The organism is Alkanindiges illinoisensis (assembly GCF_004377485.1).
GTDB classification, from domain to species: Bacteria; Pseudomonadota; Gammaproteobacteria; order Pseudomonadales; family Moraxellaceae; genus Alkanindiges; species Alkanindiges illinoisensis_A.
In genome coordinates, this window is record NZ_SNTY01000085.1 from 24,827 (window position 1) to 36,874 (window position 12,048).

The following is a 12,048-nucleotide window of genomic DNA, read 5'->3' on the forward strand; positions in this document are numbered from 1 at the left end:
CCTTATTTGCGAAATGGGCAAGTTTGATGCGCAGGGCAAAACTTTGCACTGCACAGGGTTGATTTTGGGTTGCCGTAGAACAGGCCATTTTTGAGGATCTGGCCAGCGTGATGCAGTAGACCATGACGGTCATCAGAGCCTAGGAGCGCGTCCATCGGGTCGGGAATTTCACCCACACCTGCATGTTGTCCTTTGGCAGTTTTGCCTGTGGTTAGGCCATAGATACGGGCAGGGGCAAGCAATTGCTCATTTAAGGCATGTTCGGCGAGCAAGGTATAAACACCCATTTGTACGCCATGGCCAGCCGTTTTAACCGTACCATCAGCAGAGCAAGCTGTTTTGCCTGTCTTAATGTCGCCAATACCCAGTTGCCCGTTGTCGTGCTGATAAATGCGGTCAATAGTTCCAGTTAAGGTAATACCAATATCAGCCAGCGTTAGCGCCTCGGCCCTCACCTCAACACCGATATAGTGCTGAGTGCCTGCAATATCGCTGATGTACTTGCGGATCAGGGCGCGGCCTGTGGTTTCTGCGGTTTGCTGGTCGGTGTCCGTCCAGTCCACATCCTCATTCGGGTTCCAGATGGCATCTACCAGCACGGTGTCACAGTCGTCCAGTGAAACTGTGGTTTCATTCATTACTGCATAGTCATGCAGCGTAGTGGCTTCGTGAATTGCAGTGCCCATACGGCCAGCACCACCAATGGGCAAACGGCGGCCCAGTACGTTTTTGGTTTCCCAGCGTGCCGGGCAGTCAAATAGCTCACTAAGGGAACTTGCGCGGATAGAAAATGGTGCGTTCATCAGTGTTCATCCTCCCACTGAAGAAATTCAGCCTCGCTAACTTCTTCACCATTAACGAAAAACTTGTCTGCTAGATGCGCGCCCTCGTTACTGCTTTCTAACGCATCAACCTCAGTAGCTGCCTCATCAGATAGTCGCTCAGTAACGTCAACCATCTGTTGCAGAGAGATAGTTTGAGGTTCTGGCTCATCTTTATCTGGTGATTGAAATTGCACTTTGATATCAGAAATATCAATGCCATTGCCTTCAAGGACTTTCGCTAGACTGCCAATGGTCATTTGTGAAAATGACAAATATGCTTTGATCTTTTCCATCATCACACCCCACTGGCCGAAGCAATCAGATATTGGAAAAAGCTGACGATGATAAAAACCAACATCAGCAGACCGACAAAGCTTAAAGCCCAATCCGCAAATTTTTCACGGTGAGTTGAGTTGCCAAGCTGCGGTGTCATTTTGTCCAGCTCATTGAGGCTAGGCACTGGTGTCACAGCGGGCGCTTGCTCGCTCTTGGTGACAAATTCTTGCATTGCTGACATAATGTTTTTACTCCAGCTGGTTGGGGTCTGGCCTCCGGTAGTTGCTGCTACGCGGGGGCTTCTTTTTGCCTTTATATTGGCTTGTTGAACTAATGTAAGATAACTTATTTTTACTGTCAAGAATATTTATAAGTTTTCTTATTTTTCTGCTATATTAAAAAAAGAAACCCAGCGCGTGGCTGGGTATAGGCAATAAAAAACCCGCACGGGGCGGGCTGGGGATGGCTTTGAGATCGCAACTAACCAATGGGCGTTTCGTAAATGTCTTCTAAAGATATCAAGGTAAATTTGGGTCGACTATTACCCACGCGTGTTATAGTTAATTGAATAGTGACTGGCTTTAATAACCATTCTTTATTAATTATTTCTGGATTTAAAATATCTCCGTCAATTTTACCTTTAATTAACTCGTTATCTATTGAAGTTCGAAATTCAAAAGTGCGACTTACGGGTAAGACGCCTTCAAATTTCCCAGTGAAAGGTACTCGTTCTTCATGGATATTATCGTCCTTTAAGCGGAAGACTGCCTTTTCCAGTTGTTGACGATCAGAAAATCTAAAAAAATGATTATTAAACTCAAGACCACACCAAGAATCCTGGTCATTAAGAAAACCAAGAAAATCGTGAACTTTTTTTATAGCTCTAGGGTTTACTTCATCTACGATATCGCTTAACTGGTCATCTGTGCCCGTAGCTGCTACCTCAAAGAGCTTTTGCGCTTCCTCAATAGCTTTCTCAACAATTGATGGGTTAGGACATAAGTCTGTCTCATCGGCCTTAGGAAGCTCGAATTCGAAACCGAAAGAACCTATAGCTGTATTGGTAATCATGAGCTGGTTGAATTGACTATCAGGTATCGGCCCCATGGAGTGCAGAACATTTTCAAAACTAGCAGATAGGGTGCTGATAGCTTCAGAGAATAGATAGGTGGCCTTGGCAGCAAAACGTGCAGAAATAGCTTCGCTTCCATGTACTGGGCTACCTCGGAAAGTTAATTTGGCCTTTTTGTTGATGTGATAGGGATTAACTGCATTAAGTTCTTCTTGAACTTTTCCCAATCTGTATTCCAGGCCAATCCGATCAATGACGTTTTCTTCAGGTATCTGACTTAAAAGCGTTTTTAGAGCATCTACTTCGGAAAATAGGCGGGTGTATTGATTAGCATTCATTTACATCTCCTCCTATATCTGTAAGTAATTTTGAAGCTACGGCATCGTCACCAGGTGACAGTGGAACATGAAAAAACCCTTTCCACATATTATCACTTTTGCGATGAGACCACATGCTATACCAGTAGGAAATAGTATTAACAGAGTACGCTGTCAAACCTTGGCCCAATACCATTTGATATCCATCTACACTATATTTCTTCTTGGCTTCATGAGGTAAGAATAAATCGCCTGCTTTTGGCATGAAACTTCTTTGAGTCTCACCGGGCGGCAATTCGAAGAATGTGACAGCATCAATGTCGTTAGGCGGCCTAGACTCTAAGGTTTCAATATCGGTCACGAAGCTTCCGTTAAGCCACTGAAAGCCTTCGATTACACCGGCTTTATAAAGCTCTTGCCTATAGTTTAGTAATCCCTTCAAGATATTGATGCGTGCATGCGTAGCCGCGAAAATATCTATAAAGGCTGGCATTGTGCAAACGTAAGGAGAACGTTGGAGACTAGATCCAGACTCTCCTGGAGCTATAGGGGGAATAACGCCCGCCATATCAAACAATTGAATTTTTTTAATCATTTCTTACTACGCTTCTTCAAAAAATCGTATACCGCCCCACGACCTTACCCACCAGCCTGCAGTTATGATCCACTGGCATGATCTTTTCATGCCAGTTCGGATTTAACGCCCGTAAGTAATAACGACCACTTTCCACCACCAGTTCTTTAAACGTTGCCTCACAGTCACCGTCGCAGGCCATCACCACCAGATCCCCAGTATTTAGCTCATCAATCTGGAAGGTAGGATTAACGTATATCCGATCATCAGGTTTAAACATCGGCTCCATGGACACGCCTTTAACGATCAAGCCAAAGCCGTTTTTACCGGCCCTAGGGTCATAAGGCAGCCATTCGATGATGTTGGATAAATCAGAGGCCATTACTGGTGTCCAGTCCCCAGCCTGCACCCATGAGATTACCGGCATAGATGCGGGTGGCATATCAATAAGCTCGGTGCCAGTTGGTGGCAAAAAAGCTTTGCTGTTCCACTGATCTGGCGATTGTCCGGATTGAAATTGTTGTTGTGATTTAGGGCGAATTCCACCATAAAGAATATAATCAGTCGTAACACCAAAATGATCTGCTATTGCTTTTAAAGGTGCAGCTTTTGGTAAATAGCCATCCTTCTCCCATTCCGTTACGGCTGGAGCACTTACATCTGCAATTTTAGCTAACTGGGCTTGAGTTAGCTTTTTCTCTTTTCTTAGCGCACGGATGCGCTGCCCCACAGTTTGATTTTCCATATAAGTTATCTTACATGTTGCAAAAATAAGTTTTCTTTGATTTAATTAATAAGAAATCTTATTTTTGAGTTATAGTTATGACCAAGCAAGAAGCATTTGACTTACTTAGCTGCAATGGAAAGGAGCTGGCTGCAAAGCTCGGTATTGAACCATCCGCTGTTTATCAATGGCCAGAAACCCAAATCCCTTTAGCGCGTGAATATCAAATTCGTGATTTGGCAGCCGGAAAGCAGCCAATTACAAAACCAGCCACCAACTAACCAACCACCCAAAGGACTGGCCCAGATACCGGAATCACCACTATGAGCCTTGAAAAGAAATCTACACATGTTCGCTTGTCCCCTGAAATTCATGAGCGTGCAAAAGTTTTAGCCAACATCAAGGGTAAGGACCTTGCCCAGTACCTTGCCTTTTTGCTTGAAAAAGAAATCGTGGGTGAGTGGCATGTTTTAAATTTACAGGCAAAGTCTTTTGAGCGCTTGGGAATAGGAGCTTTGGTGCGGGACTTGTCAACCGAGGTATGGGATGGCGAGGGATTGGCAGGGAATGAGCAATAAAAAAACCCGATTGCGCAAACAATCGGGTTTTAGGTGTTCGTAATGAATTACGAACTTAAATCAAGAAATAGGATTTAAACATCATGATTAAAAATAGTCAACCGCCAAAAATTACTTATTCAAACAGTGATTTGGTTTTGCTTGAAGAAAATGAGCGCTTAAAAAGCTCACGTGACTTTTGGCGCTTTATGTTCTTTGCCGCCGTTTTTTGCTATGGCTTGGTTTTGTGGGGGCTGGGTGGATGAGCATAAACACGCATAGATGCCAAGGCCATCACCACAGCGCCAAGTTCGACAATATCCCTTTTGTCTGCTGCCAGCGCTGCAAGCACTACAGCACGGGTAAAGATGCACAACGGGCGCCGAGCTTGCTTAAAGAGTGGGTGGGTGGCATTTGTCCGAATGAGGAGCGCAAGTCATGAAAACCTACTACATGACATGGGACATTATTGACATTACCGACAAAGTTTTGGCTGGCGAAATTGCCAATAGTTTTGAATTTTTCAAAGACAACTTTGGCGGTAATTGCTTAGAGCTGTTTTATGACCGCAATGGCAAAAAGAAGCCTGCCAAGCGTCGCGGCTGGTCAGCGACAATCACAGTTGTCGCGGTTGGTGAAGGCGGCATAAAGCATGAGCTGGTTTTGGATTACACCCCAGACCGCAAAATGTTTTTAAAAGAGTTTATGGATGGCATTACGGGCTACTGGCTTGCCGAATGCGATGCAACCTTGCCTGATACCGACTGCGAAAGTGCTACAGCTTATGCGAGCTGCAAAGCCCCAGATGCATCACCAAAAACCAAGATCAAAAAACACAAGCAACCGATGCGCAAGGTTAAGCGGCAGTCCGAAGATACGGCATTTAATGCCGTTGCTGATGCATCCGCCAATCAGCCGCGCATTCGTGTGTCGCTGGAGGATTTGTAGCCATGATCCACTATCAGTCACACACCAATTATGCGAGGGCGAAATGAATAGCGATGTAGGCATATGGATGCCTTTATATATTGGTGACATGCTCGCAAAAGTTACCCGCTTGACCACCGAGCAGGTAGGGGCTGCCAACCTATTGATGTGGGACTATTGGAGGAATGGCAGTATTCCGGATGATAACCAGACCGTTGCCAATATCACGCGGCTATCAGTTGCAAAGGTAAAGGGGTTAAAGCAGGTGCTGGTTAATGCAGGCCTGTTTGTTATTGCAGACGGAATGATCACCTCAACTTATTTGGACGATTTAAAAACTCAGGCAACCGATAATAAAGCTTCTAAGTCAGATAAAGCCAAGAAAGCTGCTGAAGTACGCTGGGAAAATGAGCGTAAAGCAAAGGAATTAGCAGAGCAACAAGCATTGCATGAGCATCATTCTAGCAATGCTAATGCAATGCCTGAGCATATGCAGAATGAATGCTTGGGCATTGCTCAGGACATGCTTGGCGGATGCCCGTCACCTTCACCTTCATCTAATAATAATAACCCCCCCCAAGGCGCAAGCGCGGACACACGCGAAAAGATCCTTGTCGATACGTTTGCACCCAATCTGGCTGATGTGAATGTTCGATTAAAGAGTTCGGGGCATAAAGAAATTGATGCAACGCTGATGCTCAAAGAGTTAGCCAGATTCAAGGATGAATATTCTAAAAACTCAATTGCTTACCCTGAAAACTGGTATCTGGGCAGGTTTAGCAGCTGGATCATGACAAACCATCCCTCACGACAGCCTAGTAGTAAACCCTCAAGAGCCATTCAGGCCAAAACCAGTGGTGCAGTAAATCAGAACTGGCCAGGTCACGATACCCCACAGCCAATACAGGACTTTGACGAAGAAGCCTGGCAAGCAGGATTTGCGGAGGATGGATTGCTATGAACACCATGATTGATTTAACAGAGCTTACCCAAAAGCAAACCCGCCCAATCAATTGCCATGAACACGGTCAGCAGCTTGAAACTGGTTACATGGGTAGATGGTTTGGTTGTCCCGTATGTGCAGACATTGCATCAAAAAAACAGCAGGAGGCTGAAAAACTGGAACAACAGCGTGAATTTTTTGCTGCCATGAATTTGCCAGAGTTATTTAAAAATTCAGGGCTTGCTGGCTACAAAATCACGGATGCCCGACAGCAGCCTGTAATTGCCCGGTTGCGTGAGTATGTCGAAGAAATCAAAACAGGTAGTAGCAAAAACCTGATTCTGGCTGGTGCAACTGGTACCGGTAAAACGCATTTGGCTTGTGCGATTTTGCGCAACATTGCGCATTTTAATATTCGTTGCCGCTATGTGTTTAGTGCGGATTTTTCAGCGCAGATCCGTGCAAGTTGGGATGCTAAGACCCGCACTAAATTTGAATCAGAAGTGATTGATTATTTCGGTAGTGTGCCTGTGCTGCTGATTGATGATTTTGGTGTGAATGATCTTCTGAAGTCTGATATTTGGTCGGCATTGTTTGATCAGCGTTACCGCGAGAATAAACCAACGATTATCACCACCAATCTGGATGAAGTAGAGCTGGTCAAAATGATTGGTGATCGTGCTGCTGATCGGGTGTTGCCAAAATCGTTATGGGCTAACTGTGTATGGGGTAGTTATCGCCGTGTGTCATCCAGCATGGAGCGAATCTAATCATGCGAATGATGAGCGAAGCACAGGCCATGGTCCTACTGGGTAAGCACTACAAGAAACCACGGGATACCAAGCCTAAGGCATCCAAGTATAAAAATACTAAGGTGAAGCTGGATGGTAAGACGTTCGACAGTCAGAAAGAGGCCAGCCGGTACCAGGCTTTAAAACTCAAAATGCAGTCTGGCCAGATCACGGATCTAAAACATCATGTGTCTTTTGAATTGCAGCCCGCGGTGAAATTTGAGAACGAAAAGCGCAAGAAGCCAGCCCTGCGATACATCGCTGATTTTGTCTATGTGGACGTTAAAACAGGCTTGCAGGTCGTTGAGGATGTTAAGAGTGCTATGACGCGGAAGCTGGCCGCATATCGCCAGAAAAAGCATTTGATGATGTCAGTGCATGGCATCGAAATTCAGGAGGTTTAAGAAATTCAGGGAAATACAACAAATCGGGATGTCAAACAGAGCAGTCAGCAAATAGGGTGGTTAGTATGAAAAAATCTCATGTAGAAATTGTGCTTGAAGCCATCGAGGATTTACATGCACAAGAACAGATTGTCACACGGGAAACATTGGCTGAGCTTACTCAGTTGAAATTAACAGTTATTGATGATCGTTTGGCGTATCTGGTGGATTCTGGACAGATTCATCGGGTGCAGCGCGGTGTATTTGTGCCGGCACCAGTGCATAAGCCAGCCCGTATCATCAGCAAGATTGTTTTGCCAGGTGGCATTGTTAAGCTGGAAATCGGTGATGACTATGTGCTGACACTCACACCACGTGAGGCACGCACACTGGGTAACCTGATGATGGCTGATAGTTTGCAATATGCCAATATTGAGTTGGGCCATCATACTGCAGTGATGTCGAGTGAGTTTGGTGCGCAATTACGGGAAGTACAACGTACACTGGCCAAGCTAAATGGCGACTTTAAGAAATCCCAGCAGATTGAAAACGCTGAGGCTGCTACAGAACATCTGTAATCCTAATAAATCATGCAGGATTGTGTTGGAAAGTGGGAGGCGCTGATTGATGAAACAATCGGCACTGAATTCTTAAGGCTCACTACAGTGGGCTTTTTGTTGCAGTAAAAAGCCTGAATTAATCAGGCTGATTGTAGTTACTTGTTGATGGCTTTAATGTCCATCGCTTCCATGCTTTTGCTTTGCCTGCCTTGACATTAAGCAACCCGGCTGTAGCGTTGCAGTATTCTCCGCCCGTACCGCGCTTGCCGCCTGTGCGCTTAAATACGGTGTCAGCAGGGGCAAATAAATGTGGGTTTTGGCGTACAAACTCATATAGATTTTTAAACTTGTACTCGGTGCCATCTGGTGAGATAAGCCACCAGTCTACTGCCTGCACATTAGACGCAAACTTGCCAGCAAGTGGACTAAGTTTAGCGGCCTCAGTTGCCATAATCTGGCCTGCATTGCTGTGTGGTGCACACTGCGGCTTTTTGGTGCCGATGTCCTTGCGTTTTGCCTTGCTGGCTGCTGCTGGTGCGCCAAGCTCCCAGCGTTTTTTGGCTACTGTGTCGTAAGCCAGTCCAAGATCACGGGCCAGCTCAGTATTGTTTTTTGACCAGTCTGCCTGTGACCAATCCACTTTGCGCGGCTTTGGTTTAACTGTCTTGCCAAGCTTGGCGCGGTAGGTGTAGATCGTATGCAGCTTAACGCCCATCTTTGCTGCTATTACATCGTTGGGCTGGCTCCAGTCAATCGCCAGCCAGTCAGATTTACTTGCCATAAATACCGTCAACTTAAATGTTTTTTAGTGCATAGCGCGGATGCTGACCACAGGACAATAAAAACATGCCCCAGGTGGTCGGGTGTGGTCGTTGCTCCCCCTTTTCCCAGCGCTGCCAGTTTGAGATATTAACGCCTGCTAACTTGGCGCATTTAGCCTGAGTGCCGACTTGTTTGCGCAAGTCTTTTATTTGCTCGGGTGTGGGTGGCTCAACGGGCACGTTATCCCATATTTGCACAGGCTGGTTGTACTCAGCTGCGACTGCATTAAACATGCGCTCGGCGGCCATATCTTTGTCACCACCATTGGTCAGGTGCGCTTGATACCATGTAGCGATTAACGCGCCCACATTGTCGGGGTTGGCAAAAATAGCGCGGTCAAGCTGGTTGTGGTCTGCCAGCTCATGGATTGCTGACCAGTTAAATTGCACGTGGCCGGTGTCCTGATCGTGCCATAAGCCTAAATCAGCAAAATCCAGATTGTCCGGCACGCTAATTTGTTTTTGTTGTTGCATAGGTTGCTCCAAAAGATAAGCCCCATTGCTGGGGCCTTGTTGGTTTATAGGACTTCGATTGATTCAGGGTTGTCCCAGTCCAGGTTGTCGTCTTCCAGGCGGCCATCTTTGTAATTTTTAAATAACCAGGTTACGCGGTATTCATTGCCATCTTTGTCGGTTGCTAGGGCGCTAAACTCATCCCAGTACATTTCACATTCTTCACCGTCTACTTCTTCAGTCCAGCTATCGTTAAACCAGCCTGCAAATACGCGGTTGGTGCGCTCAGCTTGGTCGGTAAAGGTTAGGTCATTGATAGTAATTGCGTTCATTTTGATTCTCCGCCCGTGTAATGCGCTGGGCTTGCGCCGACTGCGTTATCGCTGTCTATGTAGCTATATTACCGCGAATTGCGGTAAGCGTCAACACCTATATTTAATTATTTACTACCGTTCGTCGGATTTGATCTGATGGGCTTTTTTGTCGCACTTGCATGAGTGTGTGGATTGGAAGAACACCCCTGTAAGGTTCGACACCTCCATTCCTATTGCCTGATTATTACCTTGTACAGAGGTAGTATCTATGGCAGACGACAAAACCACAGACTGGAAAAAGATTGAGCTGGATTATCGCGCTGGCGTTAAAAGCTTGCGTCAGATTGCCAGTGAAAATGGTATTTCGGATACCGCCATTCGGAAGCGAGCCAAAAAGGATGAATGGACTCGTGATTTATCAGCACGTATTCAAGCTAAAGCAGATGATCTGGTTCGCAAGGATCAAGTTCGCGCTGAGGTTCGCACAAGAACCACTGTTTCAGAGCGTGAGATTGTTGAATCAAATGCTCAGGCTATTGCTACTATCCAGCTTAACCACAGGAAAGACATTCAACGTTCCAGAAACATAGCCATGAATCTTATGGCTGAACTTGAGCAGCAATCTGGCCTTGATAACGCTGATTTGCTTGAGCAGCTTGGCGACTTGATGCGCAATGAGGATGACAAAGGGCAGGATAAATTAAACGATTTGTACTGCAAGATTATTTCTCTACCTGGTCGCGCTAAAACCATGAAGGATCTGGGCGAATCATTACGGGTTCTGATTGGCCTTGAGCGCCAGGCATTTAATATGGATTCTGCCAATATCAATGATTCAGTTGCTGGTGGTACTGGCAAGCAAATGTCAGATGCTGAAAGGGCTGTTCGCCTATCACGCTTACTTCAATCCAATCCGGATGCATACCAAGCATTATTGGCGTTAAGAAATGGTGGCAGTAATGGCTAATGAAATAGAGCTAACGACTGCTTCATTGATGGAACTGCTTCAACATTTTGATCCTAAGGCACGCCAAGAACTCGACCAGCTATTACTTGCTGGTGATGCGCCATTATGGGTACCACAAGAAGGCCCACAACAAACGGCTTATGACTCACAGGCCGATATTGTGTTTTATGGTGGTGCTGCTGGTGGTGGTAAGACTGATTTACTGCTGGGACTGGCTTTAACATCTCAACAGCATTCTATTATTTTCCGGCGTGAAGCAGTGCAGTTGGTTGGTATTGAAGAACGCATGACGTCGATTCTTGGTACACGTAAAGGCTATAACAGTCAGTCTGGTGTTTGGCGCTTGCCCGGTAACCGGGTAATGGAATTGGGCAGCGTAAAAGAGCCGGGTGACTGGATTAAATATCAAGGCCGCGCCCATGACGCCAAGCTATTTGATGAGATATGCCACTTTGCCGAATTGCAATTTAGAACATTGATTGGCTGGTTGCGTACCGATCAACCCGATATACGGCAGCGTGTCGTTTGTGCAGGCAATCCACCCACCACTGCAGAAGGTGAGTGGGTAAAGCGTTTCTGGGCTGCATGGCTAGATCCACAACATCCAAACCCGGCAAAGCCTGGTGAATTGCGTTGGTATGTCACCAATGAGAAAGGCGAGGACGAAGAAGTCCCCGGGCCTGACATGGTGAAAGTTGGCGACGACATGATGAAGCCAAAAAGCCGGACATTTATTCCATCTTCAGTCAATGACAACCTATTTTTACTTTCCACTGGCTATAAGGCTACCTTGCAAGCCCTGCCTGAGCCACTGCGTTCACAAATGCTACGTGGTGATTTTAATGCTGGTGCAGCAGACCCGGCATGGCAGGTTATTCCCACAGAATGGGTGAAAGCTGCCCAGGCACGCTGGAAACCACGTGAAGTAAAAGGCCCTATGACAGCTTTGGGTTTTGATCCGGCGCGTGGCGGTATTGATAAGTCATCACTGGCCAGACGCCATGACAACTGGTTCGATGAAATGATTTCTGCACCTGGTGCAGTCACGAAAGATGGCCCTACTGCTGCTGCATTTGTTGTGCCTTACATTCGTGATGGTGCATGTGTTTGTGTCGATAGCATTGGGATTGGTTCAAGTGCACTGGATTTCCTCGTAGGCCTTAATCTCAATGTGCTGGCTGTGGTTGGTAGTGAAGCTTCGCATGTTCAAACCAAGGCTGGAAACATCCGCATGCGCAATAAACGGGCTGAAATGTACTGGCGTTTGCGTGAGGCATTAGATCCTACAGCACCTGAACCAATCGCGCTCCCACCAGATTCCGAGTTACTGGCTGATCTTACTGCTGTCCGTTACAAGGTGGTCACTATGGGCAAAGTGGCTGCCATTCAAATGCGCGATAAAGATGAGATTCGTGAAATGTTAGGCCGTAGCCCGGATAAAGGTGACGCTGTGGCAATGACTTTTGTGGAAGGCATACCAGATTCCAATTCAACACGTGACACTTATGAGGAAGCAGAAGCCACAGACTGGCGCTATGCCTAGGA

At 46.2% G+C, this 12,048-nt stretch carries 20 protein-coding genes; 11 read left to right on the plus strand and 9 right to left on the minus strand.

What is annotated here, in order from left to right; translation table 11 throughout:
- Nucleotides 1-2: 2 nt before the first annotated feature.
- The 6 genes from E2B99_RS13570 to E2B99_RS13595 all read right to left on the minus strand — a co-directional run bounded on the left by E2B99_RS13570 (nucleotide 3) and on the right by E2B99_RS13595 (nucleotide 3,808).
- On the minus strand, nucleotides 3-803 hold the full coding sequence (locus E2B99_RS13570) for a RecB family exonuclease (RefSeq protein WP_134245750.1): 801 nt from the start codon (nucleotides 801-803) through the stop codon (nucleotides 3-5).
- Complete coding sequence (locus E2B99_RS13575) at nucleotides 803-1,120, minus strand: hypothetical protein (protein WP_134245752.1); 318 nt, start codon at nucleotides 1,118-1,120, stop codon at nucleotides 803-805. Before E2B99_RS13575 ends, E2B99_RS13570 begins: the two co-directional genes overlap by 1 nt.
- Complete coding sequence (locus tag E2B99_RS13580) at nucleotides 1,120-1,341, minus strand: hypothetical protein (protein WP_134245754.1); 222 nt, start codon at nucleotides 1,339-1,341, stop codon at nucleotides 1,120-1,122. The genes E2B99_RS13575 and E2B99_RS13580 overlap by 1 nt, the downstream gene beginning before the upstream one ends.
- Nucleotides 1,342-1,580: 239 nt before the next feature.
- The gene (locus tag E2B99_RS13585; RefSeq protein WP_134245756.1) at nucleotides 1,581-2,510 is read right to left on the minus strand and encodes a hypothetical protein; all 930 of its coding nucleotides are present in this window, start codon (nucleotides 2,508-2,510) and stop codon (nucleotides 1,581-1,583) included.
- Nucleotides 2,500-3,084, minus strand: coding sequence for a DUF6932 family protein (locus E2B99_RS13590; protein WP_166739056.1), 585 nt, complete (start codon nucleotides 3,082-3,084; stop codon nucleotides 2,500-2,502). Before E2B99_RS13590 ends, E2B99_RS13585 begins: the two co-directional genes overlap by 11 nt.
- A gap of 16 nt (nucleotides 3,085-3,100) precedes the next feature.
- Nucleotides 3,101-3,808: a LexA family protein gene (locus E2B99_RS13595; RefSeq protein ID WP_134245758.1), complete on the minus strand. Its 708-nt coding sequence runs from the start codon at nucleotides 3,806-3,808 to the stop codon at nucleotides 3,101-3,103.
- Nucleotides 3,809-3,885: 77 nt separating this feature from the next.
- Here E2B99_RS13595 and E2B99_RS13600 point away from each other — a divergent pair, with 77 nt between their 5' ends.
- The 9 genes from E2B99_RS13600 (at nucleotide 3,886) to E2B99_RS13635 (ending at nucleotide 7,966) form a co-directional block, all read left to right on the plus strand.
- Entirely contained in the window at nucleotides 3,886-4,068 is a 183-nt protein-coding gene (locus tag E2B99_RS13600; protein ID WP_134245760.1) for a Cro/CI family transcriptional regulator, read from the plus strand.
- Between the two features lie 42 nt (nucleotides 4,069-4,110).
- A complete protein-coding gene (locus tag E2B99_RS13605; protein WP_134245762.1) occupies nucleotides 4,111-4,365 on the plus strand; it encodes a hypothetical protein in 255 nt (84 codons plus the stop codon).
- A gap of 83 nt (nucleotides 4,366-4,448) precedes the next feature.
- Nucleotides 4,449-4,610, plus strand: coding sequence for a hypothetical protein (locus E2B99_RS14685; RefSeq protein WP_166739057.1), 162 nt, complete (start codon nucleotides 4,449-4,451; stop codon nucleotides 4,608-4,610).
- Nucleotides 4,607-4,786, plus strand: a complete 180-nt coding sequence (locus tag E2B99_RS13610) for a hypothetical protein (RefSeq protein WP_134245764.1) — start codon at nucleotides 4,607-4,609, stop codon at nucleotides 4,784-4,786. Before E2B99_RS14685 ends, E2B99_RS13610 begins: the two co-directional genes overlap by 4 nt.
- Nucleotides 4,783-5,292 (plus strand): hypothetical protein, encoded by a 510-nt coding sequence (locus tag E2B99_RS13615; protein WP_134245766.1) that lies wholly within the window; start codon nucleotides 4,783-4,785, stop codon nucleotides 5,290-5,292. The genes E2B99_RS13610 and E2B99_RS13615 overlap by 4 nt, the downstream gene beginning before the upstream one ends.
- Nucleotides 5,293-5,335: 43 nt before the next feature.
- The gene (locus E2B99_RS13620) at nucleotides 5,336-6,232 is read left to right on the plus strand and encodes a DUF1376 domain-containing protein (protein WP_134245768.1); all 897 of its coding nucleotides are present in this window, start codon (nucleotides 5,336-5,338) and stop codon (nucleotides 6,230-6,232) included.
- On the plus strand, nucleotides 6,229-6,984 hold the full coding sequence (locus E2B99_RS13625; RefSeq protein ID WP_134245770.1) for an ATP-binding protein: 756 nt from the start codon (nucleotides 6,229-6,231) through the stop codon (nucleotides 6,982-6,984). The genes E2B99_RS13620 and E2B99_RS13625 overlap by 4 nt, the downstream gene beginning before the upstream one ends.
- 11 nt (nucleotides 6,985-6,995) lie before the next feature.
- Nucleotides 6,996-7,409, plus strand: coding sequence for a DUF1064 domain-containing protein (locus tag E2B99_RS13630; RefSeq protein WP_240687848.1), 414 nt, complete (start codon nucleotides 6,996-6,998; stop codon nucleotides 7,407-7,409).
- A gap of 65 nt (nucleotides 7,410-7,474) precedes the next feature.
- Nucleotides 7,475-7,966, plus strand: a complete 492-nt coding sequence (locus tag E2B99_RS13635; RefSeq protein ID WP_134245772.1) for a type IV toxin-antitoxin system AbiEi family antitoxin domain-containing protein — start codon at nucleotides 7,475-7,477, stop codon at nucleotides 7,964-7,966.
- 118 nt (nucleotides 7,967-8,084) lie between these two features.
- Here E2B99_RS13635 and E2B99_RS13640 read toward each other — a convergent pair whose 3' ends face one another.
- From E2B99_RS13640 to E2B99_RS13650, 3 genes are read right to left on the minus strand one after another with little or no spacing between them, the layout of a single operon-like run.
- Nucleotides 8,085-8,729 (minus strand): hypothetical protein, encoded by a 645-nt coding sequence (locus E2B99_RS13640; protein ID WP_205669693.1) that lies wholly within the window; start codon nucleotides 8,727-8,729, stop codon nucleotides 8,085-8,087.
- Nucleotides 8,730-8,742: 13 nt separating this feature from the next.
- A complete protein-coding gene (locus tag E2B99_RS13645; protein WP_134245774.1) occupies nucleotides 8,743-9,243 on the minus strand; it encodes a helix-turn-helix domain-containing protein in 501 nt (166 codons plus the stop codon).
- Nucleotides 9,244-9,287: 44 nt separating this feature from the next.
- Nucleotides 9,288-9,554, minus strand: a complete 267-nt coding sequence (locus tag E2B99_RS13650) for a hypothetical protein (protein WP_134245775.1) — start codon at nucleotides 9,552-9,554, stop codon at nucleotides 9,288-9,290.
- Between the two features lie 250 nt (nucleotides 9,555-9,804).
- Between E2B99_RS13650 and E2B99_RS13655 the strand changes: the two genes are divergently transcribed.
- Together E2B99_RS13655 and E2B99_RS13660 are read left to right on the plus strand one after the other, a co-directional pair.
- Nucleotides 9,805-10,503 carry a hypothetical protein gene (locus E2B99_RS13655; protein ID WP_134245777.1) on the plus strand — a complete coding sequence of 233 codons (699 nt, stop codon included), beginning with the start codon at nucleotides 9,805-9,807 and terminating at the stop codon, nucleotides 10,501-10,503.
- Complete coding sequence (locus E2B99_RS13660) at nucleotides 10,496-12,046, plus strand: terminase family protein (protein ID WP_134245779.1); 1,551 nt, start codon at nucleotides 10,496-10,498, stop codon at nucleotides 12,044-12,046. The genes E2B99_RS13655 and E2B99_RS13660 overlap by 8 nt, the downstream gene beginning before the upstream one ends.
- The last annotated feature ends 2 nt before the right edge of the window (nucleotides 12,047-12,048 follow it).